The organism is Streptomyces tropicalis, from assembly GCF_029269835.1.
Classification (GTDB): Bacteria; Actinomycetota; Actinomycetes; order Streptomycetales; family Streptomycetaceae; genus Streptomyces; species Streptomyces tropicalis.
The window spans coordinates 481,035-498,709 of the sequence record NZ_JARJBB010000001.1 but is presented as its reverse complement, the minus strand read 5'-3'; the positions used below and the strand labels follow the sequence as shown (position 1 = coordinate 498,709).

At 74.2% G+C, this 17,675-nt stretch carries 13 protein-coding genes; 10 read left to right on the top strand and 3 right to left on the bottom strand.

What is annotated here, in order from left to right:
* The first annotated feature begins 205 nt into the window (after positions 1 to 205).
* The 4 genes from P3H78_RS02220 (at position 206) to holA (ending at position 5,249) form a co-directional block, all read left to right on the top strand.
* Entirely contained in the window at positions 206 to 2,905 is a 2,700-nt protein-coding gene (locus P3H78_RS02220) for a ComEC/Rec2 family competence protein (RefSeq protein ID WP_276106995.1), read from the top strand.
* Positions 2,906 to 2,909: 4 nt separating this feature from the next.
* Positions 2,910 to 3,764: an arylamine N-acetyltransferase family protein gene (locus P3H78_RS02215; RefSeq protein WP_276106994.1), complete on the top strand. Its 855-nt coding sequence runs from the start codon at positions 2,910 to 2,912 to the stop codon at positions 3,762 to 3,764.
* A gap of 107 nt (positions 3,765 to 3,871) precedes the next feature.
* Positions 3,872 to 4,117: a hypothetical protein gene (locus tag P3H78_RS02210; RefSeq protein ID WP_276106993.1), complete on the top strand. Its 246-nt coding sequence runs from the start codon at positions 3,872 to 3,874 to the stop codon at positions 4,115 to 4,117.
* A gap of 142 nt (positions 4,118 to 4,259) precedes the next feature.
* Positions 4,260 to 5,249, top strand: a complete 990-nt coding sequence (gene holA, locus P3H78_RS02205; RefSeq protein WP_276106992.1) for a DNA polymerase III subunit delta — start codon at positions 4,260 to 4,262, stop codon at positions 5,247 to 5,249.
* Positions 5,250 to 5,460: 211 nt separating this feature from the next.
* Here the strand turns inward: holA and rpsT are convergent, their stop codons facing one another.
* A complete protein-coding gene (gene rpsT, locus P3H78_RS02200; protein WP_276106991.1) occupies positions 5,461 to 5,727 on the bottom strand; it encodes a 30S ribosomal protein S20 in 267 nt (88 codons plus the stop codon).
* A 258-nt stretch (positions 5,728 to 5,985) separates the two neighbouring features.
* Between rpsT and lepA the strand changes: the two genes are divergently transcribed.
* From lepA to hemW, 4 genes are all read left to right on the top strand, one after another.
* On the top strand, positions 5,986 to 7,854 hold the full coding sequence (lepA, locus tag P3H78_RS02195; protein ID WP_276106990.1) for a translation elongation factor 4: 1,869 nt from the start codon (positions 5,986 to 5,988) through the stop codon (positions 7,852 to 7,854).
* 244 nt (positions 7,855 to 8,098) lie between these two features.
* On the top strand, positions 8,099 to 9,973 hold the full coding sequence (locus tag P3H78_RS02190; protein ID WP_276106989.1) for an AMP-dependent synthetase/ligase: 1,875 nt from the start codon (positions 8,099 to 8,101) through the stop codon (positions 9,971 to 9,973).
* Between the two features lie 374 nt (positions 9,974 to 10,347).
* Entirely contained in the window at positions 10,348 to 12,315 is a 1,968-nt protein-coding gene (locus tag P3H78_RS02185) for a SpoIIE family protein phosphatase (protein ID WP_276106988.1), read from the top strand.
* A 67-nt stretch (positions 12,316 to 12,382) separates the two neighbouring features.
* Positions 12,383 to 13,615 (top strand): radical SAM family heme chaperone HemW, encoded by a 1,233-nt coding sequence (gene hemW / locus P3H78_RS02180; RefSeq protein ID WP_276106987.1) that lies wholly within the window; start codon positions 12,383 to 12,385, stop codon positions 13,613 to 13,615.
* An 88-nt stretch (positions 13,616 to 13,703) separates the two neighbouring features.
* On the opposite strand, the gene P3H78_RS02175 is transcribed toward hemW, so the two are convergent.
* Positions 13,704 to 14,513 (bottom strand): DUF3097 domain-containing protein, encoded by an 810-nt coding sequence (locus P3H78_RS02175; RefSeq protein WP_276106986.1) that lies wholly within the window; start codon positions 14,511 to 14,513, stop codon positions 13,704 to 13,706.
* Positions 14,514 to 14,545: 32 nt separating this feature from the next.
* On the bottom strand, positions 14,546 to 15,271 hold the full coding sequence (locus P3H78_RS02170) for an MBL fold metallo-hydrolase (RefSeq protein WP_276106985.1): 726 nt from the start codon (positions 15,269 to 15,271) through the stop codon (positions 14,546 to 14,548).
* Between the two features lie 171 nt (positions 15,272 to 15,442).
* Here P3H78_RS02170 and hrcA point away from each other — a divergent pair, with 171 nt between their 5' ends.
* Positions 15,443 to 16,459: a heat-inducible transcriptional repressor HrcA gene (gene hrcA, locus P3H78_RS02165; RefSeq protein ID WP_276106984.1), complete on the top strand. Its 1,017-nt coding sequence runs from the start codon at positions 15,443 to 15,445 to the stop codon at positions 16,457 to 16,459.
* The gene (gene dnaJ, locus P3H78_RS02160; protein WP_276106983.1) at positions 16,460 to 17,599 is read left to right on the top strand and encodes a molecular chaperone DnaJ; all 1,140 of its coding nucleotides are present in this window, start codon (positions 16,460 to 16,462) and stop codon (positions 17,597 to 17,599) included.
* Positions 17,600 to 17,675: the final 76 nt, after the last annotated feature.

Below are 17,675 nucleotides of genomic sequence, written 5' to 3'. Positions count from 1 at the left end.
CGACACGGTCTCCTCCGGCCCCGGACCCGATCCCGGCCTCGGACCCGATGTCGGTCCTGGTCGCGGACTCGATCCCGGCCTCGGACCCGATGTCGGTCCTGGCCTCGGACTCGATCCCGGCTTCGAACCCGATGTCGGTCCTGGCCCCGGACCCGATGTCGGTCCTGGTCGCGGTCCCGGCCCGGCACCTCGTGCCCGCCGGTCCGTGCACGCCGCCTCGGGCACCCGCCTCGGGACATCCCATCCCCGCCAGGAGGGGCCACCGGACCTGCGGCTGGTCCCGCCCGCGCTCGCCGCCTGGGCCGCGGCGGCCTGCACGCTGGACGCGTCGCCCGGCGCCGTCACCGTGCTCGCCGCGACGTGTCTGGCCGCCGCGTGCATCCTCCTGGCCGTCCGGAGACGCGCGTCCTCGGAGCCCGAGGGGGTGGGCCGCAGGCCCGTGGCCCCGGAGCCCGACGCGGCGGGCCGGCGTTCCGTCGCCCGGGAGTTCGACGCGGTCGCCCGGATGCCCGCGGCTTCGGAGCCCGATGCCGGGGTTCGGCGGTCCGCGGCCCCGGAGCCCCGAGCCGTGGAACGGTGGCCGCGTCCCGCCCGGCCGGAGTGGGCACGCGTGAGCGCCGCCGCCATGCTCCTCGCCGTCGCCGCGGCCGCCACCTCTGCCGCACTCCACGGAGCCGACCTGCGGCGCGGCCCGATCCCCGAGCTCGCACAGCACTTCGCCACCGTGACCGCCGAGGTGGAGGTGACGTCCGATCCGCGGCTGACCCGGCAGCGGATCAGCGGCGACCACATGGCGCCGGAGTCCGTCCTGCTCGACGCGGAGGTGCGGCGCGTCGAGCGGGTGGGCGGCCGCGCGGACGTGGAGACCAGGACCCCGGTCCTGGTCCTCGTCGACACCGGCCCCCGGCGGGCGGCGCCTCCCGGCGGTGTACGGAGGCCGGCGGCGGGGCGTCCCGAGGACGGGCCCGACCGGTCCCCGTGGCTGGAGTTGCTCCCCTCCACACACGTGAGAGTGACGGCGCGGTTGGCGCCCCCGCTCACCGGCGGCGACCGGATCGCGGCGGTGCTGCGGGTCCGGGCCCGGGAGGCACCGGAGGTGGTGGGGGAACCGTCCGGGGCGCAGCGGCTGGCGGGACACCTGCGTGAAGGGCTGCGCACGGCCACCGACGGGCTGCCGGCCGACGCGCGGGCGCTGCTGCCCGGGCTGGTCGTCGGAGACACCTCGCGGATCACCCCCGAGCTGGACGAGGCGTTCCGGGAGACCGACCTGGCGCACACGCTGGCCGTCTCCGGCAGCAACCTCACGATCCTGCTGGCCCTGCTGCTCGGTCCGCCCGGCCTGGCGCAGCGCGCCGAACGCCGCGGCATCGCACCGCGGCTGGGGATCCCGCTGCGGGCGACGGCGGTGCTGGGCGGTGTGCTCACCGCCGCGTTCGTCGTGGTGTGCCGGCCCGACCCCAGCGTGCTGCGCGCCGCGGCCTGCGGAGCGGTCGCCCTGCTCGCCCTGGCCACCGGGCGCCGCAGGTCACTGGTCCCCGCGCTGGCGACGGCCGTGCTGCTGCTGGTGCTGTACGACCCGTGGCTGGCCCGCAGTTACGGGTTCCTGCTGTCCGTGCTCGCCACCGGCGCCCTGCTGACGCTGGCACCGCGCTGGGCCGCCGCACTGCGCCGGCACGGGATGCCAGCCCGGCCGGCCGAGGCGCTGGCGGCGGCGGGCGCGGCGCAGGCGCTGTGCGCGCCGGTCGTGGCGGTGCTCTCCGCGCGAGTGAGTCTGGTCGCGGTGCCGTGCAACCTGCTCGCGGAGCTCGCGGTCGCACCGGCGACGGTGCTCGGCTTCGCGACGCTGGCGGTGGCACAGGTGTCGATGCCGGTGGCCGCCGTGCTCGCCCGGTGCGCCGGCCTGCCCGCGGGCCTGCTCGCCGGCGTGGCCCGGACGGGGGCGGCGCTCCCCGGCGCCGGAGTGGACTGGCCGGGTTCATGGGCCGGTGCCCTGCTGCTGGCCCTGGTCACGGGCGCGGTCCTGCTCGTGGGCCGGCGACTCCTGCGCCACCCGTGGTGGTGCGGGGCCTGCGCCCTGCTGCTGGCGCTGGTGGTGGTGCGGCCGTCTCCGCTGACCCGGGCGGTCACCGGCTGGCCGCCGCCGGGCTGGCGGTTCGCGATGTGCGACGTGGGGCAGGGCGACGCCACCGTGCTCGCGGCGGGAGAGGGCACCGGCGTGGTGGTGGACGCCGGACCCGACCCGGCCCCCGTCGACCGGTGCCTGCGCGCCCTGGGCGTCACCCGGATCCCGCTCGTCGTCCTCACCCACTTCCACGCCGACCACGTCGCCGGTCTGCCGGGTGTGCTGCGGGGGCGCGCGGTGGGCGCGATCGAGACGACCGGCTACGAAGAGCCCGCGGACCAGGTCGGTTTCGTACGACGCGAGGCCGCCGAGCGGCACATCCCGGTCATCCGCGCCGCCGCCGGGGAGGAGCGGCGCACCGGCCCGGTGTCCTGGCGGGTGCTGTGGCCGCCGCCGAGCCCGGTCCCGGACCCCGACGGGCCCAACGACGCGAGCGTGACCCTGCTCGTGCGGACCGGCGGCCTGCGGCTGTTGCTGCTCGGGGATCTCGAACCACCGGCCCAGCAGGCCCTGCTGAGATCGCCCGAGGCGGCTCTGCTGACGGGCGTGGACGTCCTGAAGGTCGCCCACCACGGCTCGGCCCACCAGGACCCGGACCTCCTGCGCCGGGCGGCCCCGCGCCTGGCCTTGATCTCGTGCGGTGCGGACAACCCGTACGGTCACCCCGCTCCCCGTACCGTCGCGGGACTGCGGGCGGCCGGGGCGGTGGTGCTGCGCACGGACCGGGACGGGGCGCTGGCCGTGACCGGGGAGGGTGCCGGGCTGCGGGTGGCGCGAGACTGAGGGCATGAACACCGCACAGGCCGATGCCTATCTCCGTCGTATCGGTGCCGGGCGCCGGCCCCGCCCCACCTCCGAGGTCCTGCGGGAGCTGCACCTGCGCCATCTGCGCACCGTGCCGTTCGAGAACCTGTCGATCCATCTCGGCGAGGAGATCGTGCTGGAGGAGCAGCGGCTGGTGGACAAGGTGGTGGGGGACCGCAGGGGCGGCTTCTGCTACGAACTGAACGGCGCCTTCGGGGCGTTGCTCGCCGCGCTCGGCTTCGGCGTCACGCTGCTCGCGGCGCGCGTCTACGGGGAGGAGGAGCGGACCGGCATCCCGTACGACCACCTCGCGCTGCGGGTGAGGACGGTGGACGGCGGGGACTGGCTCGCCGATGTGGGCTTCGGCACGCACAGCCACTTCCCGCTGGCCTTCGGGGAGCGGGGCGAACAGGTGGAGCCGGGCGGCACGTTCGGGGTGGTGGAGTCGGGGCCGGACACCGCCGGGGTGCGCGGGCCGGGCGGGGCGGCCGGAGCCGCCGACCTGGACGTCGTGCGGGACGGACGGCCCCAGTACCGCCTGGAGCTGCGGCCCCGGGCGCTCGGGGACTTCGCGGTCGGGGCCTGGTGGCACAGCACCTCCCCGGCCTCGCACTTCACGCGGTCGCTGGTGTGCTCCCGGCTCACCGAGGACGGCGGCCGCGTCACCCTCGCCGGCCGCACGCTCACCACCACGCGCGCCGACGGCACACGGGAGGTCGCGGACCTGACGTCGGACGCGGAGGTCCTGGCGGCCTACCGGGACCTGTTCGGCGTGGAGCTGCCCACCGTCCCGACCGTCCGCTCCCGCGGCCGCGACGGCGACGGCGGCGAGGGCTGAGACCGGCTCCTCCCGGTCCGGCGGCGGACCTCCTGGGCTCGGACGGGCCCGGGACCGGGCCCGGGACCGGGCCCGGGGGCGCCGGCCGGGTGCCGGAGAATGGCTCCGTGAGTGACGTGAGACATGTGCTGGTGCTGCCCGACCGCGAGTCCGCCGAGGAGGCGGCGGAGGTGCTCGGAGAGCGGTTCCGGACCGACGAGGAACCGCACATCGTGCGGGACGCGCTGGCGGGCGAGGACGACGCGGAGGACGCGCAGTGGCTCGTGGTCGTCGAGGACGCGGGGGAGCGGCTCGACCCCCGGGAGCTGGACGCGTTCGCGGCGGAGTGGGACGGCTGGCGGGAGGAGCCGTAGCCGGCGCAGGCCCCGCCGCCGCCCCCGAACCCGGTATCGGCGCCGGCGCCGACCCGGGCACCCTCACCGGGGACAGCGGCCCGGGCCGGGGCCGGAGTGGGGCCCGGGGGTGTTGTCGGTGGTGCGTGGGATGCTTGTCCCGATGGCCAGGAAGACTGCGAACGAAGACCTGCTCGCCCCGGTGACGCTCGCCGTGGGGCAGGAGGACCTGCTGCTGGACCGTGCCGTGCAGGAGGTGGTGGCCGCCGCCCGCGCCGCCGACGCCGACACGGACGTACGGGACCTGACGCCCGACCAGGTGCAGCCCGGCACGCTGGCGGAGCTGACGAGCCCGTCGCTGTTCGCGGAGCGCAAGGTCGTCGTCGTCCGCAACGCGCAGGACCTGTCGGCGGACACGGTCAAGGACGTCAAGGCGTACCTGGGGGCGCCCGCCGAGGAGATCACCCTCGTGCTGCTGCACGCGGGCGGGGTCAAGGGCAAGGGACTGCTGGACGCGGCGCGCAAGGCGGGGGCGCGCGAGGTCGCCTGCCCGAAGATGACGAAGCCGGCCGACCGGCTGGCCTTCGTGCGCGCCGAGTTCCGCGGCCTCGGCCGGTCCGCCGCTCCCGAGGCGTGCCAGGCGCTGGTCGACGCCATCGGGAGCGACCTGCGGGAGCTCGCGTCGGCGGTGACGCAGTTGTGCGCCGACGTGGAGGGCACCATCGACGAGGCGGTCGTCGGGCGGTACTACACGGGCCGGGCCGAGGCGTCGAGCTTCACGGTCGCCGACCGGGCCGTGGAGGGGCGGACGGCGGAGGCGCTGGAGGCGCTGCGCTGGTCGCTCGCGACGGGCGTGGCGCCGGTGCTGATCACCAGTGCGCTGGCGCAGGGCGTGCGGGCGATCGGCAAGCTGTCCTCGGCCCGCGGCGGACGCCCCGCGGATCTCGCCCGTGAGCTGGGCATGCCGCCGTGGAAGATCGACCGGGTGCGGCAGCAGATGCGCGGCTGGACGCCGGACGGGGTGGCGGTCGCCCTGCGCGCCGTGGCCGACGCCGACGCCGGGGTCAAGGGCGGCGGCGACGACCCGGAGTACGCCCTGGAGAAGGCCGTGGTGATCATCGCGCGCGCCGCACGCTCCCGGGGCCGCGCCTGACCCCCTCCCCCCGATGCCTCCCCGGCCCCCGGGAAGCCCGAAGGCCCCGGCGTCTCCCTGGGGAAGGGAGGGCGCCGGGGCCTTCGGTTCAAGCTGGTGAGCCCGCACCCGCGTGGCGAACGCAGGCCGCGTACGAGCTCGGGGGCCGGCCGGGAGCGGATGAGAGAGGGCCCGCTCTGGGTCCCGCCGGCGATCAGATCACAGAAGGGGTTCAGCCCTTGAGGGAGACGACCTTCGAAGCAAGCGCCGACTTCTTGTTGGCGGCCTGGTTCTTGTGGATGACGCCCTTGGAGACGGCCTTGTCCAGCTGACGCGCGGCAACGCGCTGCAGCTCGGTGGCCTTCTCGACGTCACCCGCGGCAGCAGCCTCACGGGCCTTGCGGATCGCGGTCTTCAGGGAGGACTTGACGGCCTTGTTGCGCAGCCGAGCCTTCTCGTTGGTCTTGATCCGCTTGATCTGGGACTTGATGTTCGCCACGAATGAGCCTCTACAGATTCAGGCACGCGGGAACGGGACCGCTGGCGGCCCGCCTCACGTGCCGGTGATTTCTTGAAGACGTGTCCCCTGCGGAGAGGGCATGAGACACAGCCGCCCACACTACCAGCGGCCCGTGGAGTGGCCCAAACCGGTCGCAGGTCCCCGGGCGTGGGACCATGGAGGCTACGTATCGATCCGACCCGAGACCGCAGACGGACAAGCACACGGATGCGGCTGCCTCAAGAATCAGGACCCTGCGTGCCCGCGACCCCCAGCCATGTGCCCGAGCCGAGCCGTACCGACCCGGCGCTGATCCGCAACTTCTGCATCATCGCGCACATCGACCACGGCAAGTCCACACTCGCCGACCGGATGCTCCAGCTGACCGGTGTGGTCGAGCAGCGGCAGATGCGCGCCCAGTACCTCGACCGCATGGACATCGAGCGCGAGCGCGGTATCACGATCAAGTCCCAGGCGGTGCGTCTGCCGTGGGCCCCGACCCGCGATCCGGGCAACACCCACATCCTGAACATGATCGACACCCCCGGGCACGTCGACTTCACCTACGAGGTGTCCCGGTCCCTCGCGGCCTGCGAGGGGACCGTCCTCCTCGTCGACGCCGCCCAGGGCATCGAGGCGCAGACCCTCGCCAACCTCTACCTGGCGATGGAGAACGACCTCACGATCATCCCGGTGCTCAACAAGATCGACCTGCCGGCGGCGCAGCCGGAGAAGTTCGCCGAGGAGCTCGCGAACCTCATCGGCTGCGACCCCGACGACGTGCTCAAGGTCTCCGCCAAGACCGGTCTGGGCGTCGACGCGCTCCTGGACCGGGTCGTGGAGCGGATCCCGGCCCCGGTCGGCGTCGCCGACGCGCCCGCCCGCGCGATGATCTTCGACTCGGTCTACGACTCCTACCGCGGTGTCGTCACCTACGTCCGGGTCGTCGACGGCCAGCTCAACAAGCGCGAGCGCATCCGGATGATGTCCACCGGCGCCACGCACGAACTGCTGGAGATCGGCACCAACTCCCCGGAGATGCTGCCCGCCGACGGCCTCGGTGTGGGCGAGGTGGGCTATCTGATCACCGGCGTGAAGGACGTCCGCCAGTCCAAGGTCGGTGACACCATCACCAGCCAGGCCAAGGGCGCCGAGGTGCCGCTGGGCGGCTACAAGGACCCCAAGCCGATGGTCTTCTCCGGGCTGTACCCGCTGGACGGCTCCGACTACCCGGACCTGCGCGAGGCCCTGGACAAGCTCCAGCTCAACGACGCCGCCCTGGTCTACGAGCCGGAGACCTCCGCCGCCCTCGGGTTCGGTTTCCGTGTCGGCTTCCTCGGCCTGCTGCACCTGGACGTGGTCCGGGAGCGCCTGGAGCGCGAGTTCGGGCTCGACCTGATCGCCACCGCCCCCAACGTGGTCTACCGCGTGATCATGGAGGACGGCAGCGAGACCACGGTCACCAACCCGAGCGAGTTCCCCGAGGGGAAGATCGCCGAGGTCTACGAGCCGGTGGTGCGGGCCACGATCCTCGCGCCCACCGAGTTCATCGGCGCGATCATGGAGCTGTGCCAGACCCGCCGCGGCGCCCTCCTCGGCATGGACTACCTCTCCGAGGACCGCGTCGAGATCCGCTACACGCTGCCGCTCGCGGAGATCGTCTTCGACTTCTTCGACCAGCTGAAGTCCAAGACCCGCGGCTACGCCTCGCTCGACTACGAGCCCACCGGCGAGCAGTCCTCCAGCCTGGTCAAGGTGGACATCCTGCTGCACGGCGACAAGGTGGACGCCTTCTCGGCGATCACCCACAAGGACCAGGCGTACGCGTACGGCGTGCGGCTCGTCGCCAAGCTCAGGGAGCTGATCCCGCGGCAGAACTTCGAGGTGCCGGTGCAGGCCGCCGTCGGCTCCCGGGTGATCGCCCGCGAGACCATCCGCGCCATCCGCAAGGACGTCCTCGCCAAGTGCTACGGCGGTGACATCTCCCGCAAGCGGAAGCTGCTGGAGAAGCAGAAGGAAGGCAAGAAGCGGATGAAGATGGTGGGTTCGGTGGAGGTTCCGCAGGAGGCCTTCATCGCGGTCCTGTCCAGCGATGACGGTGCGGGGTCGGCCAAGAGCAAGAAGTGACCTCGGGCCGCTCGGGGTAGGCCCGCAAACCGGGTGCAAGAGGGGTCCGTCGTGCGAAAGCGCGGCGGACTTCGGCACGTGGGACCGGGCATGCTCTGGAGGAAGTGACAGGCCGCCGCCCCTTACACAGTGGCCGGTCGCGTTCTAGTCTGATCCCTGCTCGATAGTTACTCGCGAGTTAAACAACGCGAAGCAACCCAGCCGCACCCAGCCAGCCGCACTGCCGCGGGCCCCGGAGGATGTCGTGAGCGACGCACAGACCTTGATCGAGAACCGTCCGCCGACCGTGGCGGCCCTCTTCCTGGAGCGTGTGGCGGCCACACCGGACGCCGAGGCCTATCGCCATCCGGTGCCTCCGGCGTCGGGGCAGGGCCCGGACACATGGAAGTCGCTGACCTGGGCCCAGGCCGCGGAGCGGGTCTACGCCGTCGCGGCGGGACTGATCGAGCTGGGCGTGCAGCCGGAGGAGCGGGTCGCCCTCGCCTCGTCAACCCGCATCGAGTGGATCCTGGCCGACCTCGGCATCATGTGCGCCGGCGCGGCCACGTCCACCATCTACCCGCAGACCAACGCCGACGAGTCGGCGTTCATCCTCGCCGACTCCGAGAGCCGGGTCCTGATCGCGGAGAACGCCGAGCAGGTCGCGAAGGCGGTCGCGCACCGCGCCGAGCTGCCCGACCTGCACCACGTGATCGTGATCGACGCGGCCGGCGTGGAGACCGACGACTGGGTGATCAGCCTGGCCGAGCTGGAGAGCCGGGGCGCGGCCCATCTGGAGAAGCACCCCTCGCTGATCAAGGAGCGGGTCGGCGCGATCAGCCGGGAGCAGCTCGCCACGCTGATCTACACCTCGGGCACCACCGGCCGTCCCAAGGGCGTCCGCCTGCCGCACGACAACTGGTCGTACATGGCGAAGGCGATCTCCGCGACCGGTCTGGTCGGCCCCGACGACGTGCAGTACCTGTGGCTGCCCCTCGCGCACGTCTTCGGCAAGGTGCTCACCTCCGGCCAGATCGAGGTCGGGCACGTCACCGCCGTCGACGGCCGCGTGGACAAGATCATCGAGAACCTGCCGGTGGTGCAGCCGACCTACATGGCGGCCGTCCCGCGCATCTTCGAGAAGGTCTACAACGGCGTCGCCGCCAAGGCCCGCGCCGGCGGCCCGGCCAAGTACAAGATCTTCCAGTGGGCGGCCGGCGTGGCCCGCGAGTACGCCAAGGTCAGCCAGGACAACTTCCGGCGCACCGGCACCCACTCCGCGCCGCTGGGCCTGTACTCCAAGCACAAGGTCGCCGACCGGCTCGTCTTCGCCAAGATCCGCGAGGCCTTCGGCGGCCGGCTGCGCGCCTGCGTCTCGGGCAGTGCCGCCCTCTCCCCGGAGATCGGCTACTTCTTCGCCGGCGCCGGCATCCACGTCCTGGAGGGCTACGGCCTCACCGAGTCCTCGGCGGCGTCCTTCGTGAACCCCGGCGAGGCCTACCGCACCGGCACGGTCGGCAAGCCGCTGCCCGGTACGGAGGTGCGGATCGCCGACGACGGCGAGATCCTGCTGCGCGGCCCCGGCATCATGCAGGGCTACCACCGGCTGCCGGAGAAGACCGCCGAGGTGCTGGAGTCGGACGGCTGGTTCCACACCGGCGACATCGGCGAGCTGTCCCCGGACGGCTACCTGCGCATCACCGACCGCAAGAAGGACCTCATCAAGACCTCGGGCGGCAAGTACATCGCGCCGGCGGAGGTCGAGGGCCAGTTCAAGGCCGTGTGCCCGTACGTCTCCAACATCCTCGTGCACGGCGCCGACCGGAACTTCTGCACCGCGCTCATCGCCCTGGACGAGCCGTCGATCATGGAGTGGGCCAAGGAGAACGGCCTGGAGGGCCGCCCCTACGCGGAGGTCGTGGCCGCGCCCGCCACGGTCGAGATGGTCGACGGGTACGTCAAGGAGCTCAACGCGGGGCTGCAGCGCTGGCAGACCATCAAGAAGTTCCGGCTGCTGCCGCGCGACCTGGACGTCGAGCACGGCGAGATCACCCCGAGCCTGAAGCTGAAGCGGCCGGTGGTCGAGCGCGAGTACAAGCACCTGATCGACGAGATGTACGCGGGCGCCCGCGAGGACTGACGGTCGTCCGCCCGCCCGTGACGGGGCGCCGGGGTTCCCGCCCCGGCGCCCCGTCGGCGTGCCGTCGCGTCCCGGTGCTCCCGGGCGGTCGGGCCCTCCCGCTCCCGGTCCGCCGCGTCCTCACGCCCGCGGACCCGGCGCGTGCTCCGGCCGGCGAGTCCGTCGCCCTTCCCTCCCGCCCTGTCGCCCCGTCCCCCCGTCGGGTGACACGGGCCGGTTTTCGATCGTTCCTGGCCGGCTTTGCGCGTGAGTGGAGCAGTCCTGCTCCTTATGGCGGCCGAGTTCGGTAACTCGGCGCTTCCGGGTGCGGCCGTTCTGTCACCCTGTCGGCATCGACCGAGGCGAATCCGTCCGAACTGCCCGGGGGGCTGTAGATGGGGGCCATTCCCACGCAACGGGAGACCGCCGCCCGCGCCTGCGACGTGCCCGCGCCCCCGGGTGCGCCCGGCCCCGAGGGAGCCCGCGGCCCCGCGGGCGGCCCCGTGGGCGTCCCCGGTCCCGGGGAGCCCGCAGGGCCGCCCCCGGCGCACGCCGTCCTGCCGGGCGGCCCCCTCGCCCCCCGCTCCGCCCGCACCCTGCTGCGCGCCGCGCTGACCGAGTGGGCGGACCGCGGGCACCCCGTGGGCGAGCGTCTGGCCGAGGACGTCACGGTCGTCGTCAGCGAACTGGTCACCAACGCCGTGGTGCACGCGGGCACCGACGTGGACCTGGTGTGCCGCCTGGAGCCGGACACCGGCGCGTGCGTCGTGGAGGTGACCGACCAGCACCCCTCGCGCGCCCCCCGCGAACCGGTGGCCGACCCGGCCCACGAGGCGCCCGAGTACGGCCGCGGCCTGCCCCTCGTCGCCGCGCTGGCGGAGTCCTGGGGCATCACCTACCGGCCCGCCCGCAAGACGGTGTGGGCGCGGCTGCCCGCCGGGGGCACCGCGGCCGGCGGGGCGGGCGCGGAGGACGGTGCGTACACCGGCCCGTACGGCCTCGGCGTCGCCGAGATCCTCGCCCCCGAGCCGCAGCGCGCCGAACGGGACCGCGAATGGCTCGGCCGCGGCGCCCTGTCCTTCCTCGCCGAGGCCTCCGACCTGCTCGCCGGACAGCTCGACGAGGACCTCGTCGCCGCCCTCACCGGTCAGCTGCTGGTGCCGAGGCTCGCCGACTGGTGCGCGGTGTGGCTGCAGGACGAGGCGACGTCCCGCGGCGGCTGGAGCGAGGCCGGCGGTGCGGCCGGGCCCCGGCTCGCCCGGGTCTGGCACGCCGGAGAGGACCACGTCGAGGAGCTGCGCCGGGTCCTGGACAAGGAGCCGCCCCGTCCGTCCGACGGGCCCTGCTCCGGGCCGGCGCCCCACCCCTGGCCCGCCGAGGCGCTCGGCCCGCGCGGCCGCCACGGGTCCGCGGTCGCCTACCGGCTGATCGCCGGCGGCCGTCCGCTGGGCACCCTGGTCATCGGCCGGTGCGGGCTGCTGCCCTTCCCCGACGAGATCACCGGGCTGGTCGAGGACCTCAGCCGCCGGGTGGCGCTCGCCATCGGCGCCGCCCGGCAGTACGCCCGCCAGGCCACCATCAGCGCCGTCCTCCAGCGCGGGCTGCTGCCCGGCGCGGTGGCGCAGATCCCCGGGGTGCGCAGCGCCCTCGTCCACGAACCGCGCGACCAGGGCGGCCCGAGCGGCGACTTCTACGACCTCTTCCCGGCCGGCGACGGCCGCTGGTGCTTCGCCGTCGGCGACGTCCAGGGCAAGGGGCCGGAGGCCGCCGTCGTGATCGGGCTGGCCCGGCCCTGGCTGCGTCTGCTGGCCCGCGAGGGCTACGGCGTCGCCGACGTCCTCGACCGCCTCAACCAGCTCCTCCTGGACGACGCCACGGAGGCCGCGGACGCCGCCGCCCGCGTCCTGGCCGCCGCCGGCGGCCGCCCGCCCGCGCCCGGCGACGGCCCGCAGACCCGCTTCCTGTCGCTGCTCTACGGCGAGCTGGCCCCCTTCGAGGGCGGTGTCCGCTGCACCCTCGCCTGCGCCGGGCATCCGCTGCCGCTGCTGCTCGGCCGGGACGGCACCGTCCGCACCGCCGCGCGCCCGCAGACCCTGCTCGGCGTCGTCGAGGACGAGACGTACACCACCGGGACCGTGGTGCTGGAGCCCGGCGACACCCTGCTGTGCGTGACCGACGGGGTGACCGAGCGCCGCTCCGGCTCGCGCCAGTTCGACGACGGCGACGGGCTCGCCGCGGTCCTCGCCGGGTGCGCCGGACTGGACGCGGACCTGATCGCCGAGCGCATCCGGCGGCTGGTGCACGACTTCGGGTCCCGCCCGCCGGAGGACGACCTGGCGCTGATGGTCCTCCAGGCGTACTGACGCCCGGCCGGTGCCCGGGGATCGGGGCCGGACCGGGTTCCCGCGCCGGTGCTGGACAATGGAGGGCATGCCTTCCGCACTCCCCGACGGCGAGCCCGTCCCCGCCGACGGCGCACTGCCCGCGTCCGCGCTCGCCGGAGCCGCCGGCCGGCCCCTCGGGTTCTACCTGCACGTCCCCTACTGCGCGACCCGCTGCGGCTACTGCGACTTCAACACCTACACGGCCACCGAGCTGCGCGGCACCGGCGGCGTCCTCGCCTCCCGGGACAACTACGCCGAGACCCTCGTGGACGAGGTCCGCCTGGCCCGCAAGGTCCTCGGCGACGACCCGCGCGAGGTCCGCACGGTCTTCGTCGGCGGCGGCACCCCGACGCTGCTGGCCGCGGAGGACCTGGTGCGGATGCTGCGCGCGATCCGCGACGAGTTCGGCCTCGCGGCCGACGCGGAGGTCACCACGGAGGCCAACCCGGAGTCGGTCGACCCCGCCTACCTGGCGGCCCTGCGGGAGGGCGGCTTCAACCGGGTCTCCTTCGGCATGCAGAGCGCCCGCCGGCACGTGCTGAAGGTCCTCGACCGCACCCACACCCCGGGCCGCCCGGAGGCGTGCGTGGCCGAGGCGCGCGCCGCGGGCTTCGATCACGTCAACCTCGACCTGATCTACGGCACGCCCGGCGAGTCCGACGACGACTGGCGGGCCTCCCTCGACGCGGCCCTGGGCGCCGGACCCGACCACGTGTCGGCGTACGCGCTGATCGTGGAGGAGGGCACGCAGCTCGCCCGCCGCATCCGCCGCGGCGAGGTCCCCGCCACCGACGACGACGTGCACGCCGACCGGTACCTGATCGCCGAGGAGGCGCTCTTTGCTGCGGGCTTCGCCTGGTACGAGGTCTCGAACTGGGCCGCCACCCCGGCCGGCCGCTGCCTGCACAACGAGCTGTACTGGCGGGGCGCCGACTGGTGGGGCGCGGGCCCCGGCGCGCACAGCCACGTGGGCGGTGTGCGCTGGTGGAACGTCAAGCACCCGGGCGCCTACGCGGCCGCCCTCGCCGCCGGCCGCTCGCCGGGCGCCGGACGGGAGGTCCTCACGGACGAGGACCGCCGGGTGGAGCGGATCCTGCTGGAGTTGCGGCTGCGCGAGGGCGTGCCGCTCACGCTTCTCAGGGAGGAGGGGCTCGCGGCCTCCCGGAGGGCGCTGGCGGACGGCCTGCTCCAGGCAGGCCCGTACGACGGAGGACGGGCCGTGCTCACCCTGCGCGGACGGCTCCTGGCGGACGCGGTGGTGCGGGACCTGGTGGACTGAGCCCCCGGGAGGGGTGAGTCACTGCGAATGCGGGTGAGCCGCTCGCCCTCGAACCGGACACCGGCGCATGCGCCGGTGTCCGGGAAGGTCAGGCCCCACCGCTGTCCGTGACGAAGTCGATCAGCTCCTCGACGCGGCCCAGGAGTTCCGGCTCCAGGTCCTTGTAGGAGCGCACCGCGGAGAGGATGCGCTGCCAGGCGGCGCCGGTGTTCTCCGGCCAGCCCAGGGCCCGGCAGACGCCCGTCTTCCAGTCCTGGCCGCGGGGGACGCGGGGCCAGGCGGGGATGCCGACGGCGGACGGCTTCACGGCCTCCCAGACGTCGATGTACGGATGGCCCACCACGAGCGCGTGCGCGCTGGTCACCGACTCGGCGATGCGCCACTCCTTGGTGCCGGGGACCAGGTGGTCGACCAGGACGCCCAGCCGGGCGCCGGGGCCGGGCGCGAAGTCGGCGACGATCGACGGCAGGTCGTCCACACCCTCCAGGTACTCGACGACGACGCCCTCGATCCGCAGGTCGTCGCCCCACACCCGCTCGACCAGCTCGGCGTCGTGGCGGCCCTCCACATAGATGCGCCCGGCGCGCGCGACCCGGGCGCGGGCGCCGGGGACCGCGACGGAGCCCGACGCCGTGCGGGTGGGCCGCGCAGGGCCCGCCGCGGGCCGCACCAGCGTCACCGGTCTGCCCTCCAGCAGGAAGCCCCGCGGCTCCAGCGGGAACACCCGGTGCTTGCCGAAGCGGTCCTCCAGGGTCACGGTGCCCGCCTCGCAGCGGATCACCGCCCCGCAGAAGCCGGTGCCGGGCTCCTCCACCACCAGGCCCGGCTCCGCCGGGACCTCCGGCACCGCAGTGCGCTTCTTCCACGGCGGGGTCAGGTCGGGCGAGTACGAACGCATTCGAACGACGATAGGGAGAACGGACCGCCCGATCAGGTCGACACGCCGAAGCGTGCGGCGAGGGCGTCGCGCTGCGCCCGGACGAAGGCCGCGTCCACGACCGCTCCGTGACCGGGCACGTACCGCGCGTCCTCGCCGCCCAGGGCGAGCAGCCGGTCCAGGGCCGCGGGCCAGCGTCCCGGCGAGGCGTCGGGCCCGGCCTGGGGCTCGCCGGACTCCTCCACCAGGTCGCCGCAGAAGACCACCGCCGGGTCGCCGGGCACCACGACGACGAGGTCGCCCGGCGAATGGCCGGGGCCGAGGTCGTGCAGCACGGCCGTCCGCCCGCCCGGCAGCTCCAGCACCCGCGCCTCCCGCACGTCCTCGTGCGGGCGGACCAGGGCGCCGGCCGCGGCCGACGCCTCCGCCGCGTCCAGGCCGTGGCGCACCGCGTCCGCGGACAGCTCCGCCCGCCCGTCCTGAAGCGCGGCCCGCGCGCCGGCCGCGGCGAGGACGTGCGCCCCGGGGAACGCGGACGCGCCGAAGACGTGGTCGAAGTGCGGATGCGTGAGTGCGAGAAACCGCACAGGGCCGCCGGCCAGCCGCTCGGCCTGCCCGCGCAGCCGGGCGCCTTCCGCCGGGCCCGACCCGGCGTCGACCAGCAGGGCGCCCCCCTCGCCGACGACCAGCCCCGCCGTGCAGTCCCACACCGGGAGCCGGCACCGGCCGACCCCGTCCGCCACCCGCTCCCACCCGAGCTCTTCCCAAGTCACCGTCATACGGCGACGCTAGCGGTCGACCGGTGACGCGCGGCGACCGTGCAGGCCGACGCCGGACCGGCCTTGCCGCGGGCGTACCCGGCAGCCGTACACTGGGCCGGGTAAAGCTGGCACTCGTATGCGCCGAGTGCCAGGCAGGGACCCGAGGGGCGACTTCTGGAGGTGTGCGCGATGCTCAGCGAACGAAGGCTTCAGGTGTTGCGCGCCATCGTCCAGGACTACGTCGGCACCGAGGAGCCGGTCGGCTCCAAGGCCCTCACCGAGCGGCACAGCCTCGGCGTCTCCCCGGCCACGGTCCGCAACGACATGGCGGCCCTGGAGGACGAGGGGTACATCGCGCAGCCGCACACCAGCGCCGGGCGCATCCCCACCGACAAGGGGTACCGCCTCTTCGTCGACAAGCTCGCCGGGGTGAAGCCGATGACCGCGCCCGAGCGGCGCGCCATCCAGAACTTCCTCGGCGGCGCGGTCGACCTCGACGACGTCGTCGCCCGGACGGTGCGGCTGCTCGCCCAGCTGACCCGGCAGGTCGCGGTCGTGCAGTACCCGTCGCTGACCCGGTCCACCGTGCGGCACGTGGAGCTGCTGGCGCTCGCGCCGGCGCGCCTGATGCTCGTGCTGATCACGGACACCGGCCGGGTCGAGCAGCGGATGATCGACTGCCCGGCGCCCTTCGGCGAGACCTCCCTCGCGGACCTGCGGGCGCGGCTCAACAGCCGGGTCGCCGGACGCCGCTTCGCGGACGTCCCGCGCCTCGTCGAGGACCTCCCCGAGGCCTTCGACGCGGAGGACCGCGGTGCGGTCGCGGCGGTCCTGTCCACCCTCCTCGACACCCTCGTCGAGGAGAACGAGGAGCGGCTGATGATCGGCGGCACCGCCAATCTCACCCGCTTCCCGCACGACTTCCCCCTCACCATCCGCCCCGTCCTCGAGGCGCTGGAGGAACAGGTCGTGCTCCTGAAGCTGCTCGGCGAGGCCAAGGAGCCGGGCATGACCGTGCGTATCGGTCACGAGAACGCCTACGAGGGACTCAACTCCACATCCGTGGTGTCGGTGGGCTACGGTTCGGGCGGCGAGGCAGTCGCCAAGCTCGGCGTGGTCGGACCGACCCGCATGGACTATCCGGGAACGATGGGAGCGGTACGCGCAGTGGCACGGTACGTCGGACAGATCCTGGCGGAGTCCTAAGTGGCCACGGACTACTACGCCGTACTCGGCGTGCGCCGCGACGCGTCGCAGGATGAGATCAAGAAGGCCTTCCGCCGGCTCGCCCGCGAGCTGCATCCGGACGTGAATCCGGACCCGAAGACCCAGGAGCGGTTCAAGGAGATCAACGCCGCCTACGAGGTGCTGTCGGACCCGCAGAAGAAGCAGGTCTACGACCTCGGCGGCGACCCGCTCTCGCAGGCCGGCGGTGCCGGCGGCGCGGGCGGCTTCGGGGCCGGCGGCTTCGGCAACTTCTCCGACATCATGGACGCGTTCTTCGGCACGGCCTCGCAGCGCGGCCCGCGCTCGCGCACCCGCCGCGGCCAGGACGCCATGATCCGGCTGGAGATCGAGCTCGACGAGGCGGCCTTCGGCACCACCAAGGACATCCAGGTCGACACGGCCGTCGTCTGCAACACCTGCAGCGGCGAGGGCGCGGCGCCCGGCACGACCGCCCAGACCTGTGACATGTGCCGCGGCCGCGGCGAGGTCTCGCAGGTCACCCGGTCCTTCCTCGGCCAGGTCATGACCTCCCGCCCGTGCCCGCAGTGCCAGGGCTTCGGCACCGTCGTCCCGACGCCGTGCCCGGAGTGCGCGGGCGACGGCCGGGTCCGCTCCCGCCGCACGCTCACCGTGAAGATCCCCGCCGGTGTCGACAACGGCACCCGCATCCAGCTCGCGGGCGAGGGCGAGGTCGGCCCCGGCGGCGGCCCCGCCGGCGACCTCTACGTCGAGATCCACGAGCTGCCGCACTCGACCTTCCAGCGGCGCGGCGACGACCTGCACTGCACGGTCACCCTCCCCATGACGGCGGCCTCCCTCGGCACCAAGGTGCCGCTGGAGACCCTCGACGGCATGGAGGAGGTGGACATCCGGCCGGGCACCCAGTCCGGGCAGTCCATCCCGCTGCACGGCCGCGGCGTCACGCACCTGCGCGGCGGTGGCCGGGGCGACCTGATCGTCCACGTCGAGGTGCAGACCCCCAGCAAGCTCGACCCCGAGCAGGAGCGCCTGCTGCGGGAGCTCGCCAAGCTGCGCGGCGAGGAGCGGCCCCAGGGCCAGTTCCAGCCGGGCCAGCAGGGCCTGTTCTCCCGTCTGAAGGACGCCTTCAACGGCCGCTGAGCCACCCCGTCCCCCCGGCCCGGCCGGGGGGACGGCCGGGTTCGGCGGGACCGTGCGGACGTGACACCATGCGGGC